This is a genomic window from Schaalia odontolytica (assembly GCF_005696695.1).
In the GTDB taxonomy this organism is placed as follows: Bacteria; Actinomycetota; Actinomycetes; order Actinomycetales; family Actinomycetaceae; genus Pauljensenia; species Pauljensenia odontolytica_C.
Map to the genome: position 1 here is coordinate 483,349 of NZ_CP040006.1, position 19,779 is coordinate 503,127.

Consider the following 19,779-nt stretch of genomic DNA (forward strand, 5'->3'; position numbering starts at 1 on the left):
CCCAGGTGCGCGCACACGCGCGCGGTCACGAAGAAGGAGAAATCGGTTGGCACCGCTCAACGTCGCCGTCATCGGCGCTGGTCCCGCTGGCATTTACGCGTCGGACATTCTGTCCAAGTCGGGACTCGAGGTGAATATCGACCTGTTTGAGCGTCTTCCCGCGCCCTACGGTCTCGTGCGCTACGGCGTCGCTCCGGATCACCCGCGTATCAAGCAGATCATTGTGGCGCTGTACAAGATCCTGCAGCGTGGCGACATCCGCCTGCTCGGCAATGTCGAGGTCGGCCGCGACGTGACGATCGACGACCTGCGTGACCACTACGACGCGATCATCATTGCGACGGGCGCGGACCGTGATCACCCGCTCGACATTCCGGGCGTGGATCTGCCCGAGTCCTACGGCGCCGCCGACTTCGTGTCCTGGTATGACGGCAACCCGGACTACCCGCGTACGTGGCCGCTGAAGGCCCGCGAGGTTGCGGTCCTGGGCGTCGGCAATGTGGCGCTGGACGTGGCTCGTGTCCTGGCCAAGCACGCCGAGGACATGCTCAAGACCGAGGTTCCGGCCAACGTGGCCGAGGCCCTGGCCGAGAACCCGATCACCGACGTGCACGTGTTCGGTCGTCGTGGCCCGGCCCAGGTGAAGTTCACGCCGCTGGAGCTGCGCGAGCTGGGCAAGGTGCCGGACGTGGATGTCATCGTCTCGGAAGAGGACTTCGACTTCGACGAGGGTTCGGAGGAGGCGCTGCGCGCGTCGAACCAGCAGCGTCAGGTCGTGAAGACGCTGACGAGCTACGCGATGGCGGATCCGGAGGAGCACACGGCCTCGCGTCGCATCCACATTCACCTGTTCCAGGCCCCGGTTGAGGTCGTCGCGGACGAGAACGGCCACGTGAAGGCTCTGCGCACGGAGCGCACCGCCCTGAACGGCGATGGCAGCGTGTCGGGCACGGGCGTCATCACGACGTGGCCCGTGCAGGCCGTGTACCGCGCGGTGGGTTACTACTCCTCGCCGATTCCGGGCCTGCCCTTCGACGAGCGTGCCGGCGTCGTGCCGAACGTTGAGGGCCGCGTCATCGAGGGTGACACCACGAAGGATGAGTCCGCCCCCGTTATCCCGGGCGTGTACGCGACGGGCTGGATCAAGCGCGGCCCCGTTGGCCTCATCGGCTCGACGAAGTCGGATGCCCAGCAGACGATCTCCCACCTCGTTGAGGACGCCTCCGAGGGCCGTCTGCACGCGAACACCGCCGAGGTGGGCCACGAGGCCATGGTGGCGCTCCTGGAGTCTCGTGGCGTCGAGTTCACGACGTGGGAGGGCTGGGAGCTCCTGGACGCCTACGAGCAGGCTCTGGGCGAGGCCTACGGCGAGCTTCCGGGCGGCCGCGGCACGCGTGAGCGCATCAAGGTCGTGTCGCGTCGCGCGATGACGGACATTTCGCGCGGAGCGCAGGTGGATCCGCAGGCGACGGATCTTATCGGCGAGATGGGCGAAATGGGCGTGCCGAGCGCCCCTGAGCGCTTCGATGACTACACGGGTCCGGGTCGCCGCAACTGAGCGGCCCTAATCGTTACGAGGCCGTGGCCGGGTTTTCCGGTCGCGGCCTCGTTGTGTGGGGCAGCGGGGCTGGGGCGCAGATGGGTGTTTCCCATTGGAGCTTCGGCTGGTTCTCAGCAGCTTCCCAGGTAATCCCCATAGGATCGCCGGTATGGTGCACCGCAACTATCACAACGGTCTGAAGACGACGCTCCTGCTGGGAGGCATGTGGGCGCTGCTGCTCGCCATTGGCGCGTTGGTTGCTTCGGGTACGGGGCGCATGGTGTGGATTGTTGTGTTTGCCGGCATTGGGCTCGTCCAGACCGCGTACTCGTACTGGAACTCAGCGACGATTGCACTGCGGTCCATGGGGGCGTACCGGGTGACCGAGGCGCAGTACCCGCAGCTGTACGCGATTGTCCGTGAGCTGTCGGCGCGCGCGCAGCAGCCGATGCCGTCGATCTGGGTGGCGCCGTCCTTGACGCCGAATGCCTTTGCGACGGGGCGTAACCCGAACAATGCGGCGGTGTGCTGCACGGAGGGCATCCTGGCTATTCTGAATGAGCGTGAGCTGCGCGGAGTGCTGGGGCACGAGCTGATGCATGTCTACAACCGCGACATCCTGACGACGTCTGTTGCTGCGGCGATGGGCGGTCTGATCACGTCGATCGCGCAGGGACTGCTCTTCTTCGGAGGGGGAAACCGTCGAGAGGGCGGGGGAGTGGGCTTCCTTGGCCTCCTTGCGATGAGCATCATGGCGCCTTTTGTGTCGATGCTTATCCAGTTCTCGCTGTCGCGTACGCGTGAGTTCGATGCTGACGAGGATGGCGCGATGCTCACGCAGGACCCGCTGGCACTGGCGTCGGCTCTGCGCAAGCTGGAGATCGCGACGGATCGCCGTCCGATGGAAGACACCCCGCGCACGCGCAACGTGGCGGCGATGATGATTGCGAACCCGTTCCGCGGCCAGTCCCTCATGCGCATGTTTTCGACGCATCCGCCGATGGAGCAGCGCATTGCGAGACTGGAGAAAATCGCAGGTTACTGAGCCTCTTTCATACGGGGGCGGGCGGCCGGTTCATTCCGGCCGCCCGCCCGCATATGACGCGTTGATCAGCGGTAGTTGACGAACTGGAGGGCGACGTCCAGCTCCTCGCCCTTGGGGCCCTTGAGGAGGGCGATGACGGCCTGTAGGTCGTCGCGGGACTTTGAAGAAACGCGAAGTTCGTCACCCTGGATCTGTGCCTTGACGCCCTTGGGGCCTTCCTCGCGGATGAGCTTGGAGATTTTCTTCGCGGTGTCCTGCGGGATGCCTTCCTTGAGGGGGCAGACGAGCTTGAAGAGCTTGCCGGAGGCCTTGGGTTCGCGGTCCTTGTAGTCAAGAACCTTCAGCGACAGGCCACGGCGGATCAGCTTGGACTGCAGCACATCGAGGATTGCCATGACGCGGGAGGCGGAGTTCGCTTCCATTGCGATCGTGTCGCCGTTGAGTGAGATGGCGGCGTCGACGCCGCGGAAGTCGTAGCGGTTGGCGATCTCCTTGGCGGTCTGGTTGACGGCGTTGTCGACCTCCTGGCGGTCGAGTTTGGAGACAACGTCGAAGGAGGAGTCTGCCATGGGTGCACCTTTCGTTGGAATTCAGCCAATCGTCGTTCCGATTGGCGCTCGGAACCATTTTAATGCTATTCTTTCACGGCACCGCGAGAGCGGCGCACGGCAGGTTACCAAAGCGGCCAAATGGATCTGACTGTAAATCAGACGCTTCGTGCTTCGGGGGTTCGAATCCCTCACCTGCCACCACTCGCTGGTTCCAGTGAGTAACGCCTGTGACGTCATTCTCAGGCTCCGGGATTGCTTCGGCACTCGGAGATGAGATAGGCTTTCCGGCGTTGCCCCGATAGCTCAGTAGGCAGAGCGTCTCCATGGTAAGGAGAAGGTCAAGGGTTCGATTCCCTTTCGGGGCTCCGGTCGCGGATTCATCCGCTTCCGGCGGCGGGGTAGCTCAGCTGGTCAGAGCGCACGACTCATAATCGTGAGGTCGCGGGTTCGAGCCCCGCCCCCGCTACCAATTCTTTGATCCGACAGGTCGCGCGAGCGACGAAACTAAGCGAGGGAAACAACCGTGGCAAGCAAGTCCCAGGACGTTCGCCCCAAGATCACTCTGGCCTGCTCGGAGTGCAAGGAGCGCAACTACATCACCAAGAAGAACCGTCGTAACACGCCGGATCGTCTCGAGCTGGCGAAGTACTGCCCGCGCTGCCACAAGTCGACGGCGCACCGCGAGACCCGCTGACGGCTTCCGTCTCAAAGCCCCGAGGAACTCTGGTTCCCCGGGGTTCTTTGTATCAGGGCAGGAGTGTCTCTGTTATCCTGGACACATGACTGACTCCGTTGATTTTCGCTGCATCGTCGCCCCGAAGGGCGCGGGCGAGGCGCGCATCCCTGGCCTCGTGACGCTCGCGGACGAGCGCACCGTCCTCTTCTTTGACGAGCGGCCGGCCCCGGCCTCGGGCACGGGATCTGACTTCAACGGGCTGACGATGGCCTCGGATCTGCCGAATCCGAACCGCGTCCTGTGGATGGAACGCGAGGGGGTGGGACGATGGAGCGAACCGCGTCCCCTTCCCGCCGGCGGCCCGCCGGTCTCTTCGGACGCCTGTGTCGGCGTGGACGGCGACGGGTTCATGCATCTTGCGTTCGCGTCGACGGATGGGCGCGTGGGCTACATGGACTCTCGCGCGGATGGTGAGCGCCTGCGCGTCTGGTGGGCGTGGGGGAGTGGCCCCGAAGACCTCGCCTATGTGGACATGACGGACGAGCTCTATGAGCTCACGGGCGCCGACGCGCTGTTTGCGACGTCTGGCGGCACGGTCGCGCTTGACGGGGCTGTGGCTCTGCCCTACGTCGTGCGCGTGGGGGATGAGACGCACCTGCGCGTCGTGTACGCCCGTGCGGGTCGCCTCGTCGGTGCGGCGTCCCCTCTTGTTGGCGACGGGGGAGTGCTCCTCGACGAGACGACGCTGAGTGTGTGGGACGGTCGCCTCGTCGCGAACTGCCGTCTCCAGGGCTTTGAAGGGCGAGGTTCGGGTGCGCGCTACCTTGCGTGGGGAGACGGGCACACCTGGGAGGGTCGGCGCCTGTGGGAGCTTGATGACCCGGGCTGCAACGCGCGCATGATCGGTGCGCTCTTCGTGCACCCCGGTCGGCGTGACGCGCGAGCAAGCGGTCAGATCCTGCGCCTCACCCCGCCGTGGGAGGGTGAAGTGCGCGCCGAGGTGGTCTCCTCTTTGGGTGATGGCGCCTTTGGGTACAGCGACGCGACGGTCGACGGGGACGAGGCCGTGGTTGTCTTCGAGCGCGACCGCGGCCTGTGGGAGGCTGCGATTCGTCGCTAAGTGGATACAGAAAACCCGGTGCGCGTGCCCCCACAACGCTCCGGGTTTTTCTGTGTGCTCTAGCGACCTTCGATGATCGCGAGGAGTGGGGCGTAGTGTGCCTCGACGGCGGCGGTGTATGCCTCGAGGTCGCCGGCCTCGCAGGCTCGCAGGATGGCCGCGTGGGCCTCGGCGGTGTCTTCCATTTCCTGACGCGACGCTGCGGCCAGCTGAGGAGTCACGCTCTGATGGACGAGCCACATGGCTGCCACCAGCTGGTGCATGAGTTCGTTCTCGACGTAGGCGAGGAGGCCGGAGTGGAACGCGATGTCCTGCTCGAGGTAGGTCGAACCCGTGTGGGCGTACTCCGTCATGGCCTCGACGAGCTCCCACAGGTGCGGGTTCGTCGTGCCCTTCATGGCGCGGGTGAGCGGAACTGCGATCCCGAGGTCGAGCGCGCGGCGCGTATCGATGATCGCGTGCAGGGACTGTGCGCCGTTGATCTCGTCGAGGGCGGCGCGCAGGACGAGGGTCTCGACGAGCGGCTGCATCGACATTTCGCCGACGTATGATCCCGAACCCTGACGGACCGTCACGATGTCGAGAGCCTGGAGGCGACGTAATGCTTCTCTCACAGAGGAGCGCGAAACGCCAAGGTCGGCGCATAGTGCCGATTCTGTGGGGAGGCGGTCACCGGGATGTAATCCATGTCGCAAAATGTAGGACTTGATCGCATCCATCGTTACCGAGGATCTCGAGTCAATCGATGTCGGTTTGGGTCGGTTCGGACTGGTTTCTGAGGGCGATGGGGGTGATATCGCTTGCATTAATTTGTCAGACAACATAGAATAAGTATAGCGAGCGGAACAACAGAACCGCACGTCCCAATTCTCGAAGATGAGGAGCGAGAACATGCGAATGCGTAAACACTTCGCAACCGGCGCTGCACTGACCGCAGCTGCCGCCATGATCCTGACCGCGTGCGGCGGCGGATCCTCCACCAGCACCACGTCGACCGACGGCGGCTCCAAGGCCTCCGAAGGACCGAAGGGTATGATCACCGCCGGTGTCGCCTACGAGACCACCGATTACGGCCCGATCACCACCTCGGCTCTCGGCATGGGTGCGAACTGGCAGGTCCTCGAGGGCCTGTACCGTTTCAACATGGCCGACTACTCCGTCAGCCCCGCGCTGGCCGCCGGTGACCCGGAGAAGATCTCCGACACCGAGTACGAGGTGAAGCTGCGCGACGGCGCGAAGTTCTCCGACGGCACCCCCGTGACCGCCGCCGACTTCGTTGCTTCCTACGAGCGCGCCACCTCCGAGAAGTCGATCTACCGTCAGTTCTTCACCTTCGTCGATTCCGTCGAAGCCAAGGACGACAACACCATCACGATCAAGCTCAAGCACCCCTTCGCCAACCTGAAGGAGCGCTTCGTCAACGTCCGCGTTGTTCCCGCTTCGATGGACGAAGACTCGCTGAAGGCGAAGCCGATCGGTACCGGCCCCTACAAGTACGAGAACATCACGGCGACCGAGATCACCGCTGTTCCGAATGAGAACTACACCGGTAACGAGCCCGCGAAGGTTGCCACCCTCAAGTGGCAGTCCCTCAAGGATGACTCCGCCCGCCTCGCTGCCGCCATCGGTGGCACTGTTGACGTCATGGAAGCCGTTCCCGCCTCCGCGCAGGATCAGCTCAAGGGCGCTGGCTGGAACGTTGAGTCCAAGCCCGGCTACGGCAACCCCTTCCTGATGTTCAACACGCAGAAGGCCCCCTTCGACAAGCCCGAGGTTCGCCGCGCGATCCTCAAGTCCATCGACAAGCAGAAGCTGATCAGCTCCTCGCTCGAGGGCCAGGCCGTCGAGGCGACCTCCTTCCTGCCCGAGGCGAACCCCGCCTACAAGAAGCCTTCGACCGATCTGTCCTACGACAAGGATGCCGCCACCAAGCTCCTGAGCGATGCTGGTGTCTCCGGCCTCGAGGTCAACCTGGTGTCGACGGACCACCCGTGGGTCCTCTCCCTGGTTCCCCAGATCAAGTCCGACCTGGAGGCCCTGGGCCTGAAGGTCAACCACACTCAGATGGCTTCGTCTGACCTCTACGCCAACGTCACCGACGTTGACAACCCCTCCTACGACATCGTCCTGGCCCCCGGCGACCCCTCGGTCTTCGGCACCGACCCCGGCATCATCATCTCCTGGTGGAACGGTGACAACGTCTGGACCAAGAAGCGTGACGGCTGGCAGACCTCGGACCCCGAGTCCTTCAACAAGCTGCAGTCCATCATGGACGAGGCCGTTCAGCTTGACGGTGACGCCGCCAAGGCCAAGTGGGGCGAGGCTCAGGATCTGCTCGCTGAGAAGACCGTGATCTTCCCGCTCGTGTTCCGCAACATGATCACCGGCTCCAACCCCCAGAAGGTGGAAGGATTCCAGGCGATCTCCTCCACCGGCCTGCAGCTGCTGGGTGTGAGCGCTAAGTAAGTCCCCTCGAGGGACCACAAGAGAGGAGGGGTGGAGCCCCGCCCTGAGGCAGACGCCACAGTCGGGCGCCACCCCTCCTTTCTTATTGCCAAAATCCGTTGAAAATGGAGGTCTAGCAGTGAATAACCTTCTGCGACTCATCGGACGACGTTTGGTGGCTCTGCCGATCATGGTGGTCGGCGTGTCCTTCCTCGTCTTCTTCATCATGTCGCTGTCTCCGATTGACCCCGCCTACTCGGCACTGGGTGAGACCGCGACCCCCGAAGCTCTCGAAGAGTACCGTGTGCAGCACGGTCTCAACGACCCCTTCTTCGTTCAGTACGGTCACTACCTGTGGAACATGCTCCACGGTGACCTTGGCACCTACGGCGTTGGTACGTCCAACCACGTGACCGATCTGGTTGCTCAGGCTCTTCCGATTACCCTGCAGCTCACCTTCCTCGGCCTGTTCTTCGCCGTCATCATCGCTTTCCCCCTCGGTGTTCTCGCCGCTCTGTACCGCGACCGCTGGCCCGACCAGGTGATCCGCGTGTTCTCGGTCATCGGCATCGGCACCCCGTCCTTCTGGCTGGCAGCGCTGCTGGTCCTGGGATTTGTTCAGAAGCTTCCGGTCTCCGGCCCGCTGCCCGCGTTCAGCGAAGATCCGAGCGGCTGGTTCCTGCGGATGCTCCTTCCGGCTATCGCCCTGGCGGTTCCCGTCGTCGGTCAGATGACGCGAGTCGTGCGTACCTCAATGGTTGAGGAACTGGATCGCGACTACGTTCGCACCGCGGTTGGCGCCGGCATCCCCAAGCGCATCGTCGTGGCCCGCAACGTGCTGCGTAACGCGCTCATCACGCCCGTGACCGTCCTCGGCCTGCGCATCGGCTACCTGATGGGTGGCGCGGTCGTCATCGAAATTATCTTCTCCATCGATGGAATGGGTAAGGCGGTCCTGCTCAAGGGCATCCAGGAAAACTGGGTCACCCTGGTGCAGGGGGGCGCGCTCGTCGTCGCGATCGCGTTCATCGTCGTCAACATCATTGTTGACATGCTCTACCTGCTCATCAATCCGCGTATTAGGTCGGTGTGAGGCATGAATCAGAAAGAAAAGCTCGGCAAGGTCACTGCGAAGGGCGCGCGTTTTTCGCGTATCGGTGCGATGTCCACCGGATCGAAGATCGCGATGGGCCTCCTTGCCCTCATCGTCCTCGTCTCGATCCTGGCGCCCTACGTTTCTCCCTACGGTCCCGATGACATCTTCGACAAGTGGAGCGCCCCGTCCGGCGAGCACCTGTTCGGAACCGACCACGTTGGCCGTGACATCTTCGCTCGCGTCCTGTTCGGCGGACGTTTCTCGCTGATGATCGGTCTGTGCTCGACCCTGATCGCCCTCTTCTTCGGCGCGATTATCGGTTCGATTGCAGCGGTTGTGCGCAAGTCCTTCTCCGAAGCGATCATGCGCGTCATGGACATCGTGATGGCGGTGCCCGGCATCGCCATGGCGGCCGTTTCGGTCCTGGTCTTCGGGCGCACGCTGTCCAAGTCCGGCAACACCTTCGGCCTGGTCTTCGTCATCATCTGCTCGATTGCCTTCGTGTACATCCCGCAGCTGTCGCGTATCGTTCGCGCGAACGTCATGGCCGCCTACGGTGAGGACTACGTTCGTGCGGTGATCGTCTCCGGCGCCCGCGCCCCCTGGATCCTCACCAAGCATGTCATGCGCAACACGGCCGCCCCGGTTCTCGTGTTCGCGACCGTCCTCGTCGCCGACGCGATCATCCTCGAGGCCTCCCTGACCTTCATCGGTTCGGGCCTCCAGGCGACCACCGTGGCCACGTGGGGCAACGTCCTGTCCGAGGCCTCGTCGAACCTGTCGGTTCTGCTGGGCAAGTGGTGGACCGCGTTCTTCCCCGGCCTGTTCATCATGATCACGGTCCTGTGCCTCAACATTCTGTCTGAGGGCATCACCGACGCCATGGTGGCGGCTCCCGCGTCCGCGGCCGTCGCTCAGGTCGACAAGGACTCCGACCGCGAGGCCGACAAGCTCCTGCTCGACCCGCGCCGCGCCTACGCTGAGCAGGCCGAGTCCCTGCAGGCCCGCCTCGACGACCTCGAGTCCGTCGAAGGCAAGCGCACCGACCGCTTCGAGGCACACCTGGAGAAGACCCCGCTGCTCGAGGTCAACGACCTGTGCATCAAGTTCGAGCGTCATGGCAACGTCAACGTCGTCGACCACGTCTCCTTCAAGGTCCGCCCCGGCGAGACCATGGGCCTCGTGGGCGAGTCCGGCTGCGGCAAGTCGATCACGGCCCTGACCATCATGGGCCTCATCGATCCCAAGGCCGAGATAACGGGCGAAATCCTCTACCAGGGTGAGAACCTGCTTGAGAAGTCGGCCGAGGAGCGCCGCGCTCTGCTCGGTCACGAGATGGCCATGATCTACCAGGACGCCCTGTCGTCCCTGAACCCCGCCATGCTGATCAAGGCTCAGATGAGGCAGCTGACCAGCCGCGGTGGTACCCGCAGCGCCGAGGAACTCCTCCAGCTCGTGGGCCTGGATCCCAAGCGCACCCTCGAGTCCTACCCGCACGAGCTCTCGGGCGGTCAGCGTCAGCGCGTTCTCATCGCCATGGCCCTGACCCGCGACCCGAAGCTCATCATCGCGGACGAGCCGACCACCGCCCTGGACGTCACCGTCCAGAAGCAGGTCATCGCACTGCTCAACGAGCTGCGCGAGAAGCTCGGCTTCGCCATGATCTTCGTGTCCCACGACCTGGCGCTTGTCGCCGAGGTGGCACACCACATCACCGTCATGTACGCCGGCCAGGTTATCGAGCAGGCCCCCACCAAGGAACTGCTCACGCACCCGACCCACGAGTACACGCGCGGCCTGCTGGGCGCCGTCCTCTCGATCGAGTCTGGCTCCGGCCGACTCCACCAGGTCCCCGGCACGGTGCCCTCGCCTCGCGACTTCCCCGTGGGCGACCGCTTCGCACCGCGGTCCTCGCACCCCGATTATGGACTGGACATCCGCCCCGTCCTCACCGAGGTCGGTCCCGAGCACGTGTACGCGGCTCTGCCGCCCCGCGACGAGGCTGACGCCTTCGCGCAGGAAACGAACGGTCAGGAGGAAACGCGATGAGCGACAACACCCCGATCATCGAACTGAAGAACGTCGAGGTGACCTTCACCTCGCGTACCGGCTCCCTGTTCAAGCCCAACAAGGTCCACGCGGTGCGTGGCGTCAACATGCGCATCGAGCGCGGACAGACGCTCGGCATCGTCGGTGAGTCCGGCTGTGGCAAGTCCACGACCGCGAACGTCATGTGTGGCCTGCAGATGCCGTCCGCCGGCCAGGTGTTCTTCAATGGCAAGGAGGTCACGAAGCGCAGCGCCGCCGCCCGCCGGGAGATCGGTCGCGTCGTCTCCGTGGTCTTCCAGGACCCCGCGACGGCCCTGAACCCCCGCATGCACGTCCAGGATCAGCTCGCTGACCCGCTGCGCGTGCACGGCATCGGGGACGAGGCCTCGCGAGCCAAGCGCGTGCGCGAACTGATCTCGCTCGTAGGCCTGCCCTCGAGCGCGCTCGACGCGCTTCCCGGACAGCTCTCGGGTGGCCAGCGCCAGCGCGTGGCCATCGCCCGAGCCCTGTCCATCGGCCCGGATGCGATCATCGCAGATGAGCCCACCTCCGCACTCGACGTGTCGGTGCGAGCACAGATCCTGAACCTGCTCACGGACCTCAAGAAGGAACTGGGCCTGGCGATGGTCTTCATCTCGCACGACATCCAGACCGTGCGCTACGTGTCTGACCGGATCGCCGTCATGAACGGCGGCAAGGTCGTCGAAGAAGGGCCGGCCGCACAGCTGCTCGCCGACCCGGAGGACCCCTACACCCGCAAGCTCCTGGGCGCCGCGCCTTCGCTGCTGCACCCCAACCTCGAAGGAGAGAAGTAATTATGTCTTCGAAGATCCGCGGCGTCGTGCCGCCCCTGGCCATTCCGCTCAAGGACGGCGAGCTCGACGTCCCCTCGCTCGAGCGTCACATCAACCGCCTGATCGAGGCCGGCCTCGACGGCCTGTTCGTGTCCGGCTCCACCGGTGAGGTCGCCTTCTCGACCGCCGAGCGTCGCGCCCAGATCCAGCGCGAAGCCGTGCGCATCGTCGACGGCCGCATCCCGCTCCTGGTCGGCGTCATCGACACCGAGACCGAGCGCGTCATCGAGAACATTAAGGCCGTGGAAGAGATCGGCGGCGCCACCGGCGTCGTCGCGACCGCCCCGTTCTACGCCCTCGGCGGCGAGACCGAGGTCGAGCGCCACTTCCGCCTCCTCAAGGAGAACACCAGCCTCGAGCTGTGGGCCTACGACATCCCCGTGTGCGTGCACACGAAGCTGTCGCCCGACCTGCTCATGCGCCTGGGCCGCGATGGCATCATCGACGGCGTCAAGGACTCCTCCGGCGATGACGTCGCGTTCCGCTGGCTGTGCCTGGCGAACGAGGCCGCCGGCCACCCGATGCAGCTGCTCACCGGCCACGAGGTCGTCGTTGACGGCGCCTACATGTCCGGCGCGGACGGCTCCGTGCCCGGCCTGGCCAACGTGGACCCCGAGGGCTACGTGCGCCAGTGGCAGGCCTACGAGCGCCGCGACTGGGAGGCCGTGCGCACCGAGCAGGACCGCCTCGCGGAGCTCATGCGCATCGTCCAGGTGAAGGGCGTGCAGGGCTTCGGTGCGGGCGTCGGCGCCTTCAAGGCCGCCCTGCACCTGCTCGGCGTCTTCGATTCGCCTGAGATGCCGCGCCCCGTTGCCGCCATCGAGGGCGACAACATGGAGCATGTCGCGTCCGTGCTGCGCGCGGTCGACCTGCTCTCCTGATACGTCGACGAGGCCGGGGCAGTTCCGTTCCGCATATTGCGCGCCTTCGGGCGCGCGCCCCGGCCTCGTCGATTTTCTTATACCCCTGACTTTTCGTAAGGATCCTCATGACTACGCTCCTTGCCCTCGACATCGGTGGCACCAAGGTCGGGTGGGGCATCGTCGAGGCCGGTGACACCTACGAGGTCACCGAGCGCGGATCGATCCCCACTGACGCGATGCGCGGCGGAGCGGACGTGGCGGCTCGCATCTGCGACCTCGCCTCGTCCCTGGTCGCCTCTCACCCGCAAGTCGCGGGCGTCGCCGTCGCCAGCGCCGGCGTCGTCGACCCGTCGACCGGCGATATCGTCTCCGCCACGGGCACCATGCCCGGCTGGGGAGGCACGCCCCTGGGCGCTCTGCTTCAGGAAGCGACCGGCCTGAAGGTGCGCGTCCTCAACGACGTGCACGCGCACGGCCTGGGCGAGGCCACGCTCGGCGCCGGCCAGCCCTACCGCACCGTCCTTTCGATCGCCGTCGGCACCGGAATCGGCGGCGCCCTCGTCGAAGACCGCCAGGTCTCCTTCGGGTCGCGTGGCATCGCCGGACACGTTGGCCACATCCACCACCACTTCGCCCCCGACATGACGTGCTCGTGCGGCCGCAAGGGCCACATCGAGTCCTTCTGCTCCGGCTCGGGTATCACGGCCTGGTACGACTCGCTGCGCAGCGACTCCGACCCCGAGGTTGACGGGGGACGCGCCCTGCAGGAGCTTGCCGAATCCGGCAACGCCCTGGCCGCCGCCTGCTTCTCCCGCTCCGCGTTTGCGCTCGGCGAGGCCACGGCCTCGTTGGTCAACTGCGTGGACCCGGCCGTCGTCATCCTGTCCGGGTCCATGACCCGCTCCGGGGACATCTGGTGGGACGCCCTGCGCGAAGGCTTCGCGGCCTCTGCGATGACGCCCGTCGCCGACACCCCCATCCTCGTTGGTTCCCTCGGCGGCGACGCGCCGCTGCTCGGAGCCGTTTCCTTCTTCCTGCACGCATAGGAGTTCACCATGCACCCGCTCATTGCAAACCTGAAGGGCAAGCTCATCGTCTCCGTCCAGGCGTACCCGGGCGAGCCCATGCGCCACCCCGAGACGATGGCCCAGATCGCCCGCGCCGCCGAGATCGGTGGCGCCGCCGCCATCCGCTGCCAGGGCCTGTCCGACATTTCCGCGATCAAGGGCCGCGTCGACGTCCCCGTGATCGGCCTGTGGAAGGAAGGCCACGAGGGCGTGTACATCACCCCCTCGCTGCGCCACGCCCGCGCCTGCGTCATGGCCGGCTCCGACATCGTCGCCCTGGATGCGACGGGTCGCCCGCGCCTCGACGGCCTGAGCTTCGCCGAGACCGTTGCGGCCCTGCGCGAGGACGGCACGCTCGTCATGGCTGACTGTGGCTCCTTCGAGGACGCCCAGCGCGCCGTCGACGCCGGCGTGGACATCGTGTCCACGACCCTCGCGGGCTACACGGGCGACCGCGTGAAGACCGACGGGCCCGACCTGGAGCTGCTGCGCGAGGTCGTCGCCGCGTTCCCGGACGTCCCCGTGATCTGCGAGGGGCGTGTTCACACGCCCGAGCAGGCTGCCGCGGCCATCGAGGCCGGCGCGTTCGCCGTCATCGTCGGCACCGCGATCACGCACCCCACGTCGATCACGACGTGGTTTAAGGCTGCTGTGGAAGGCTGATCCTGTCGCTGTTGGGACAGTGCGCGGGCGGGTGATCAACACCCGCCCGCGCACTGCGTTTTTCTCCCGGAAATGAGCGTATATTACCCAGCATGTCCGTCCCTTCCTCGCGTGCTCACGCTGCCCTTCGCGCTACCGGCATCGTCTACGTGTGCCTCGGTTTCGGCACGTCCGCGTGGCTCTCGCGCCTGCCCGACGTGCGCGATGACCTCGGGCTGACTCCGGCGACGATCGGCACGATGCTGCTCATCGCCTCCCTCGGCTCTCTGCTGACCCTGCCGACCTCCGGCCCGATCGTCACGAAGATCGGCGCGCGGGCCTCGGGTCGTATCGGCGTGGCCATCTGGGCTCTCGGCATTGTCTGCGCGGGGGTGGGCGCGCTCAACGTGTCGATCCCGCTGGCCACTCTTGGCCTCGTGCTCCTGGCTGCCGGTAACGGCCTGTGGGGCGCCACCATGAACATCGAGGCTGGCCTCGTGCAGGCGGCCGTGCGCCGCACCGTTGTGCCCATCATCCAGGCGATGTACGCGGTCGGCATGCTGGGAGGCGCGCTCCTCGGCGCGCTCGCCTCCCAGATGGGGCTGCCCCTCGGCGCCCACCTCTTCGGACTGGCCGCGCTCGAGCTTTTCGCCTGCGGCAGCGCCGTCGGCTTCTACCTGACGAAGGAGGAGGTCGCGGCGCTCGCCCCCGCGCAGGACAAGGGCGACGGGGGAGAGGCCTCGTCCAGCAAAGCGAAGGGCCTCACGCGCGTCGCCTGGCGAGAGAAGCAGACCGTGCTCATCGCCCTCATGGTCATGAGTGCCGGCCTCATGGAGGGTGCGGCGAACGACTGGCTCAACCTGTCGATGGTGGATGGCTACGGCTACTCGACCGCGGCTGCCTCAGCGGCGTTCGCATTCTTCCTGCTCATGATGACGATCGTGCGTTTCGCGTCCCCGCGCCTCGAGGCACGCCTGGGCTCGCCCATGCTGCTGCGCATCACCTTCACCGGTGCGGTCGTCGGCCTGCTGCTCGTGGCATTCGCCCCGCACCACCTGTTCGCCGTCGCGGGCATCGCCCTGTGGGGCATCGGATCGGCCCTCGGCTTCCCCCTGGGCATTTCGGCGCTGTCCGTCGACCCCGTCATGACGCCCGCGCGCGTCTCGGTGCTGTCGACCGTCAACTACGGCGCGGCCCTCATCGGCCCGCCGCTCCTCGGCCTCATCGCCGACCACATCGGCTACCACCGAGCGCTGGCCTTCGTGGCCCTGCCGGTCCTCCTCGCGATTGTGCTCGCCGGGCAGGTGCCCGACCGCCGCGGGACGAAGCGCACGGACCTCGCCTTCGGCGACTAGGCTTAGGGGCATGACGACCCTTGCTGATCTGACGACCCTGCGCGTGGGCGGGCCGATCGCCCGCCTCGTGCCCGCCACGTCCTCCGATGCCCTCGTGGACGCTGTCGCCGCGGCCGACGCCGCCGGCGGCCCGCTCCTCGTCGTGGGCGGAGGGTCGAACCTGCTGGCCTCCGACGCCCCCTTCGAGGGCACGGTCGTCGACGTGCAGCCCTTCGGTGAGGTCGCCTCGATCATCCACGAGGACCCCGCCGGTTCGGTCGTCGTGCGCGCCGGCGCGGGCACGGTCTGGGATGAGTTCGTCTCCTGGACGCTGTCTGAGGGGTTCTGCGGCCTCGAGGCGCTCTCCGGCATCCCCGGAACCGTCGGCGCCTCCCCGGTGCAAAACGTGGGCGCCTACGGCCACGAGGTCTCCGAGACCATCGAGAGTGTCGAGGCCTACGACCGCCTGACGGGCATCGTCGTGCGCCTGCTGCCCTCTGACCTCGGCTTCGCCTACCGCTCCTCGGCGATCAAGCGAAGCGTCGGCCAGCCCGGCCTGGGCGACCGCCCCTGGGGCCCCACTGGCCGCTGGGTGGTCCTGTCCGTGGACTTCCGACTCGAGCGCTCGCCCCTGAGCGCGCCCGTCATGTACGCCGAGCTGGCCCGCCGCCTCGGCGTCGAGGCCGGGGAGCGCGCCGATGCTTCCCTGGTCCGCTCGACCGTCCTGGATCTGCGTCGCGGCAAGGGCATGGTCCTCGATCCCGCCGATCACGACACGTGGAGCGCCGGTTCCTTCTTCACGAACCCGATCCTGCCCGAGGCCGCGGCCGCCTCCCTGCCCGAGGGAGCGCCTCGCTTTAGCGCGGGGGAGGGCCTCGTCAAGACGAGCGCGGCCTGGCTCATCGATCATGCTGGCTGTGGCAAGGGCTTCCACCTGCCCGAGGCCGGGGATCCGCCGCGCGCGTCCCTGTCCACCAAGCACGTGCTGGCCCTGACGAACCGCGGCGGCGCGACGGGTGCCGACATCGAGGCCCTGGCCCGCACCGTGCGCAAGCGCGTCTTTGAGGCGTTCGGCGTGACCCTGGTGCCCGAGCCGGTCACGGTCGGCATCGCCTGGTAGACGGTCACCCGGTAGCGGGTCACGGTCGTTGTGGCCTCGACCGTCTTTGGCATCTTTCCGGAGAACCCGTAGAGGGACTTCCCCAAATTTCGCACGTAATTCCCCGGAGCGTGTTGTGAAGCATGCCCTGAAAACCGCGGAATATCAACGTTCTGGATTCAAGGTTTGAAAGAGGTGTGGGGGAATTACGTGCGAGATTGAGGGGGAAGTGGGCGCACCCCGCACAAGTACTATTCACTACGCCGCGGGCGCCGCAGTACTATGCCACGGGCTCAGCCGCCAGCCACGCGTCGATGTCGGCCTTCCAGGCCGCCTTGCGCGAGGGCGAGGCCAGCGACGCGTCGATAGAGGACCGCGCCAGGTCTGCTAGGGCCTGGTCAGATAGGCCGAACACGTCGCGCGCGACCTCGTACTGGGCGACCAGGCGCGAACGGAACAGCAGCGGGTCGTCCGCAGCCAGCGCCACCGTAGCCCCCGCTGAGATCAGCGTCGGCAGCGGCACCTGCGAAAAGTCCGTGTAGACGCCCAGGTGCACGTTCGACGTGGGGCACACCTCCAGAGCGATACCCGCGTCGACGACGGCCTGCAGCAGGTCCGGGTCCTCGCTGGTACGCACCCCGTGCCCGAGGCGGGCGGGTGCCAAAGCGGACACGACCTCGCGCACGGAGGACGGACCCAGGAGCTCGCCTCCGTGTGGAACACCCACGAGCCCGGCGCGGCGCGCGATGCGGAACGCTGGGGCAAACGAGGCCGTGGAGCCCACGCGCTCGTCGTTCGATAGGCCAAAACCGACGACCTCGCCGGGGCCATCCCCAGCAAACGACGCGGCCAGCCGCGCGAGCGTGCGCGCGTCCAACGGGTGCTTCATGCGCGACGCCGCAACGATCACCCCGATATCGACGCCGGTATCGCGCGAGGCCGCTCGGGCCTCGTCGATGATGATCTCAAGCGCTGGGGTGATACCGCCGACGTAGGGCGCGTAGGACGTAGGGTCGGCCTGAATCTCCATGCGCACCGAGCCTTCGGCGGCGTCGTCCTCGGCGGCCTCGCGGATGAGGCGGCGCATCGCGGCCTCGGAACGCACGAGGTGACGCGCGGAATCGTAGGCGCGCTGGAAACGGAACCAACCGCGCCCGTCGGCCGGCATGGAGGCCGCGTCGATGTGCAGCAGGTGAGGAGGCAGGCGCACGCCCTGGGCTCGCGCCATGTCGATCATGGTTGAGGGGCGCATCGCACCCGTGAAATGCAGGTGCAGGTGGGCCTTGGGGAGGGCGGCGAGGTCACGCCTGCCCGGTGGGGTGGGGCGCGGGGCCGTCAGGTTAGGGACAGCGGGCGCTTCCACGGCCTAGTGCTCCCCGAGCCAGATGATGATGTCGCGAATCAGGCCGGGGCCCTCGGGCTCGTTGAGGAGCTCGTGGTAGGCGCCGTCGACGATGCGCAGGTGGATGTCGGCGTCCGGGTGCGCCGCGCGTGCCCCGCGCACGAGCTCGCGCGATCCGCGCAGGTCCGCCATCAGGTCATTCGAGCCGTGCATGACGAGCGTCGGAGTGCGCAGGCGGTCGGCGCGCGCGATGACCTCATCGCCCTGGAGGATCGAGGTCAGGCCCGTCAGAATCGGCACGCCGCCCTTGTAGGTGAGCGGGTCCGCGTCGAAGTCGCGCTGGACCTGCGGGTCGCGCGACAGGGGAGAGACCTCCATGTCAGACGCGCCCTTCGCCACGACGAGGCCGGGGCGCAGCCGAGCGATCGGCAGCAACATGCGCGCCTGGGAGGGGGAGACGTGGGGGAGGGGGCGCACCGCGGGCGCGGACAGGACGGTGCCGCGCAGCCGCGTTGGGTCAAGGATGGTCGAGGCAGCAGCGATGAGCCCGCCCATCGAGTGTCCGAACAGGAACAGGTCCGGGGTGCGCGCGTGGGCGAGGGCCGCCCGGCGTGCGTCGCCGAAGTCGCGGATGAGCGCGCCCACGTCCACGCGGGCGCGGGGACCCTCAGAGGTCCCGTGGCCCGCGTGGTCGTAGTAGGCGACGTCGTAACCGGCGCGGGTGAGTGCGGAGCGCAGGTGGGCGTAGCGCCCACAGTGTTCCGCGTACCCGTGGGCGAGGAGGACCGTCCCGAGGGGGGCCTCCTCGCCTGTCCGTTCGAATGAGACGTGCATCAGGCGAAGAGCTCCTGCACGCGGGTGATGCCCTCGACGAGGTCGTCGTCGGCCAGGGCGTAGGAGAAGCGCAGGAAGCCGGAGGGGCCGAAGGCCTCGCCCGGGACCGCTGCGACCTCGACCTCGTCGAGGATCAGGTCGGCGAGCTCGCCCGACGTGTTGGCGACGCGGCCGCGGATTTCGCGACCCAGCAGGCGCTCGACGGAGGGGTAGACGTAGAACGCGCCCTTGGGTGTGGGAACGTCGAAGCCGTCGATCTGGCGCAGCATGTCAACGATCGTGCGGCGGCGACGGTCGAAGGCGACGCGCATCTCGTCCACGGCGTCCAGGGAACCCGACACGGCGGCGCGCGCGGCCTCCTGGGCGATGTTGTTGACGTTGGAGGTCAGGTGCGACTGGAAGGACAGCGCGGCCTTGATGACGTCGGAGGGCCCGATCATCCAGCCCACTCGCCAGCCGGTCATCGCGTAGGTCTTGGCAACGCCGTTGAGGATAACGGCCTGGTCGGCCAGCTCGGGCACCAGCTTGACGATGTGCGCGGTCTGCGCGTCCTCGTACAGCAGGTGCTCGTAGATCTCATCCGAGATGACCCAGATGCCGTGCTCGAGGGCCCACTGGCCGATCGCGGTCAGCTCCTCGGGCGTGTAGACGCTGCCCGTCGGGTTGGACGGCGAGCACATGAGGAGGACCTTCGTGCGAGGCGTGCGCGCGGCCTCGAGCTGCTCGACGGTCACCTTGTAGTCCTGGTCGGCGCCCGCGAACACCTCGACGGGGGTCGCGCCGGCGAGCTTGACGACCTCGGGGTATGTGGTCCAGTACGGGGTCGGCAGGATCGCCTCGTCGCCGGGGCCCAGCAGCGCGGCGAAAGCCTGGAAGACGGCCTGCTTGCCGCCGTTGGTGACGACGATGTCGGCGGGGGAGACCTCGTAGCCGGAGTCGCGCAGGGTCTTTTCTGCGATGGCCTCGCGCAGCGCGGGCAGGCCGGCGGCGGGGGTGTAGCGGTGCATCGCGGGGTTGCGAGCGGCCTTGACGGCGGCTTCGACAATGTAGTCGGGCGTGGCGAAGTCAGGTTCGCCGGCGCCGAAGCCGATCACCGGGCGGCCGGCGGCCTTGAGGGCCTTGGCCTTCGCGTCCACGGCCAGGGTCGCGGACGGGGTGATGGCGTTGAAACGATCAGAGACACGGGTGCGAGGAGTATTGGTCACCCCTCCATGGTCCCACG

The 19,779-nt window shown here is 66.7% G+C and carries 18 protein-coding genes and 3 tRNA genes; 16 read left to right on the forward strand and 5 right to left on the reverse strand.

Annotated elements, in window-relative coordinates; genetic code table 11:
- Positions 1 to 46 precede the first annotated feature (46 nt).
- A complete protein-coding gene (locus tag FBF35_RS02055) occupies positions 47 to 1,558 on the forward strand; it encodes an FAD-dependent oxidoreductase (protein ID WP_060566361.1) in 1,512 nt (503 codons plus the stop codon).
- 151 nt (positions 1,559 to 1,709) lie between these two features.
- Positions 1,710 to 2,585, forward strand: coding sequence for a zinc metalloprotease HtpX (htpX, locus tag FBF35_RS02060; RefSeq protein WP_060566362.1), 876 nt, complete (start codon positions 1,710 to 1,712; stop codon positions 2,583 to 2,585).
- A 65-nt stretch (positions 2,586 to 2,650) separates the two neighbouring features.
- Here htpX and FBF35_RS02065 read toward each other — a convergent pair whose 3' ends face one another.
- Positions 2,651 to 3,154, reverse strand: coding sequence for a YajQ family cyclic di-GMP-binding protein (locus FBF35_RS02065; RefSeq protein ID WP_060566363.1), 504 nt, complete (start codon positions 3,152 to 3,154; stop codon positions 2,651 to 2,653).
- A 98-nt stretch (positions 3,155 to 3,252) separates the two neighbouring features.
- Between FBF35_RS02065 and FBF35_RS02070 the strand changes: the two genes are divergently transcribed.
- The 5 genes from FBF35_RS02070 to FBF35_RS02090 all read left to right on the forward strand — a co-directional run bounded on the left by FBF35_RS02070 (position 3,253) and on the right by FBF35_RS02090 (position 4,932).
- Positions 3,253 to 3,337: transfer RNA gene (locus tag FBF35_RS02070), tRNA-Tyr, on the forward strand.
- A gap of 91 nt (positions 3,338 to 3,428) precedes the next feature.
- Positions 3,429 to 3,501, forward strand: a tRNA-Thr gene (locus FBF35_RS02075).
- 27 nt (positions 3,502 to 3,528) lie between these two features.
- Positions 3,529 to 3,605, forward strand: a tRNA-Met gene (locus tag FBF35_RS02080).
- Positions 3,606 to 3,659: 54 nt separating this feature from the next.
- Positions 3,660 to 3,830 carry a 50S ribosomal protein L33 gene (gene rpmG / locus FBF35_RS02085; protein ID WP_003792256.1) on the forward strand — a complete coding sequence of 57 codons (171 nt, stop codon included), beginning with the start codon at positions 3,660 to 3,662 and terminating at the stop codon, positions 3,828 to 3,830.
- An 85-nt stretch (positions 3,831 to 3,915) separates the two neighbouring features.
- Positions 3,916 to 4,932, forward strand: coding sequence for a sialidase family protein (locus FBF35_RS02090; protein ID WP_060566364.1), 1,017 nt, complete (start codon positions 3,916 to 3,918; stop codon positions 4,930 to 4,932).
- Positions 4,933 to 4,991: 59 nt separating this feature from the next.
- Here FBF35_RS02090 and FBF35_RS02095 read toward each other — a convergent pair whose 3' ends face one another.
- A complete protein-coding gene (locus FBF35_RS02095; protein ID WP_316043225.1) occupies positions 4,992 to 5,879 on the reverse strand; it encodes a FadR/GntR family transcriptional regulator in 888 nt (295 codons plus the stop codon).
- On the opposite strand from FBF35_RS02095, the gene FBF35_RS02100 reads away from it, so the two are divergent.
- The 9 genes from FBF35_RS02100 to FBF35_RS02140 all read left to right on the forward strand — a co-directional run bounded on the left by FBF35_RS02100 (position 5,824) and on the right by FBF35_RS02140 (position 16,402).
- Positions 5,824 to 7,398 carry an ABC transporter substrate-binding protein gene (locus tag FBF35_RS02100; RefSeq protein ID WP_060566366.1) on the forward strand — a complete coding sequence of 525 codons (1,575 nt, stop codon included), beginning with the start codon at positions 5,824 to 5,826 and terminating at the stop codon, positions 7,396 to 7,398. The two genes, FBF35_RS02095 and FBF35_RS02100, sit on opposite strands and share 56 nt — an antisense overlap.
- A gap of 118 nt (positions 7,399 to 7,516) precedes the next feature.
- On the forward strand, positions 7,517 to 8,470 hold the full coding sequence (locus FBF35_RS02105; protein ID WP_060566367.1) for an ABC transporter permease: 954 nt from the start codon (positions 7,517 to 7,519) through the stop codon (positions 8,468 to 8,470).
- A gap of 3 nt (positions 8,471 to 8,473) precedes the next feature.
- Entirely contained in the window at positions 8,474 to 10,522 is a 2,049-nt protein-coding gene (locus FBF35_RS02110) for a dipeptide/oligopeptide/nickel ABC transporter permease/ATP-binding protein (RefSeq protein WP_060566368.1), read from the forward strand.
- Entirely contained in the window at positions 10,519 to 11,337 is an 819-nt protein-coding gene (locus FBF35_RS02115) for an ABC transporter ATP-binding protein (protein ID WP_034464746.1), read from the forward strand. Before FBF35_RS02110 ends, FBF35_RS02115 begins: the two co-directional genes overlap by 4 nt.
- A 2-nt stretch (positions 11,338 to 11,339) precedes the next feature.
- On the forward strand, positions 11,340 to 12,257 hold the full coding sequence (locus FBF35_RS02120) for a dihydrodipicolinate synthase family protein (RefSeq protein ID WP_003793799.1): 918 nt from the start codon (positions 11,340 to 11,342) through the stop codon (positions 12,255 to 12,257).
- 107 nt (positions 12,258 to 12,364) lie between these two features.
- Positions 12,365 to 13,285, forward strand: coding sequence for an ROK family protein (locus FBF35_RS02125; RefSeq protein ID WP_034464750.1), 921 nt, complete (start codon positions 12,365 to 12,367; stop codon positions 13,283 to 13,285).
- A 9-nt stretch (positions 13,286 to 13,294) separates the two neighbouring features.
- Complete coding sequence (locus FBF35_RS02130) at positions 13,295 to 13,969, forward strand: N-acetylmannosamine-6-phosphate 2-epimerase (protein WP_007587569.1); 675 nt, start codon at positions 13,295 to 13,297, stop codon at positions 13,967 to 13,969.
- Between the two features lie 92 nt (positions 13,970 to 14,061).
- Positions 14,062 to 15,303: an MFS transporter gene (locus FBF35_RS02135; protein WP_060566369.1), complete on the forward strand. Its 1,242-nt coding sequence runs from the start codon at positions 14,062 to 14,064 to the stop codon at positions 15,301 to 15,303.
- Between the two features lie 10 nt (positions 15,304 to 15,313).
- A complete protein-coding gene (locus FBF35_RS02140) occupies positions 15,314 to 16,402 on the forward strand; it encodes a UDP-N-acetylmuramate dehydrogenase (RefSeq protein ID WP_060566370.1) in 1,089 nt (362 codons plus the stop codon).
- A 259-nt stretch (positions 16,403 to 16,661) separates the two neighbouring features.
- Here FBF35_RS02140 and FBF35_RS02145 read toward each other — a convergent pair whose 3' ends face one another.
- Genes FBF35_RS02145 through FBF35_RS02155 form a run of 3 tightly spaced genes read right to left on the reverse strand, consistent with a single transcriptional unit; the run spans position 16,662 to position 19,762 of the window.
- Positions 16,662 to 17,744, reverse strand: coding sequence for an adenosine deaminase (locus FBF35_RS02145; RefSeq protein ID WP_060566371.1), 1,083 nt, complete (start codon positions 17,742 to 17,744; stop codon positions 16,662 to 16,664).
- A 3-nt stretch (positions 17,745 to 17,747) separates the two neighbouring features.
- Positions 17,748 to 18,557, reverse strand: a complete 810-nt coding sequence (locus tag FBF35_RS02150) for an alpha/beta hydrolase (protein WP_060566372.1) — start codon at positions 18,555 to 18,557, stop codon at positions 17,748 to 17,750.
- Positions 18,557 to 19,762: a pyridoxal phosphate-dependent aminotransferase gene (locus tag FBF35_RS02155; RefSeq protein WP_060566373.1), complete on the reverse strand. Its 1,206-nt coding sequence runs from the start codon at positions 19,760 to 19,762 to the stop codon at positions 18,557 to 18,559. The genes FBF35_RS02150 and FBF35_RS02155 overlap by 1 nt, the downstream gene beginning before the upstream one ends.
- Positions 19,763 to 19,779: the final 17 nt, after the last annotated feature.